We start from the raw sequence: 529 nt of genomic DNA, 5'->3' as shown, positions 1-529 counted from the left end.
GGCGGATTCTAGGGGTCGTTGCAACGATGATGGTTAGTTTGGTTTGATGCTACCGGTTTGTGTGAGGGCGTTGGTCATGACTTCGGCTGGGGTGCGCCAGTTGAGTGCTTTGCGTGGTTTGTGGTTGTGAATGTTGGCGATCATTTCTAGGTCCTCGGCGCTGTAGATGGACAGGTCGCTGTTTTTAGGAAGGTTTCTTCTGAGCCTGCCGTTGGTGTTTTCGTTGCTGCCGCGTTCCCATGGTGATCCTGGATGGCAGAAGTAGATGGGAATGTCAGTGGCCATAGTAAAGGCTTTATGGCCAGCCATTTCGCTTCCTTGGTCCCAGGTAATTGATGACCAGATAGCTTTATCGATTCCTGCAACTGCCTTGTGCAGGGCTGTGAATACTTCTTTGCTGGTATGCCTTCCCGGTAGGTGGCCAAGGACAACAAATCGGCTAACGCGTTCTACTAGCGTGATTACCGCTGATTGGTTGTTTTTACCGAGGATGAGGTCGCCTTCCCAGTGGCCTGGCAAAATACGTTCA

General features: G+C 51.4%; 1 protein-coding gene. It reads right to left on the bottom strand.

Translation table 11 applies throughout. The features are described from left to right. Positions 1-33: 33 nt before the first annotated feature. Positions 34-529: IS30 family transposase (locus tag MHY13_RS12155; RefSeq protein ID WP_239283250.1), on the bottom strand; the 496-nt coding region annotated here is incomplete at its 5' end.

This window comes from Corynebacterium sp. ACRPE (genome assembly GCF_022347435.1).
GTDB classification, from domain to species: domain Bacteria; phylum Actinomycetota; class Actinomycetes; order Mycobacteriales; family Mycobacteriaceae; genus Corynebacterium; species Corynebacterium tuberculostearicum_D.
The sequence above is the reverse complement of the archived record's forward strand: the minus strand, read 5'-3'. Positions and strand labels throughout refer to the sequence as shown.